Annotated in this window: 1 protein-coding gene; it reads left to right on the top strand. The window is 67.9% G+C overall.

From position 1 onward, the window contains the following. The coding region (locus tag ACQG3P_RS24135; RefSeq protein ID WP_426806460.1) for a hypothetical protein at positions 1–234 on the top strand (234 nt) is incomplete at both ends.

Here is a 234-nt window from a genome sequence, read left to right on the forward strand (position 1 = left end):
CTGCAGTGCTCCAGGCTACCGACCAGATGTCGCGCGAGAAGGCCTCCGGCCAGCACTCGCTGTTTGGCGCGCCCGACCCGGTCAGCACCGCGCTGCAGCTGGACCTGCCTGAAGCCAAGGCATGGGGGCTGGGCCAGCTGCTGGACGGTGAACGCGAAACGCTGGGGTTCTACCCCAGTGGCCATCCGTTCGACCCGCATGCCGACGACGTCAAGGAACTGGTCGGCACCGACC

Source organism: Stenotrophomonas sp. SrG, assembly GCF_050031795.1.
GTDB lineage: Bacteria > Pseudomonadota > Gammaproteobacteria > Xanthomonadales > Xanthomonadaceae > Stenotrophomonas > Stenotrophomonas rhizophila_A.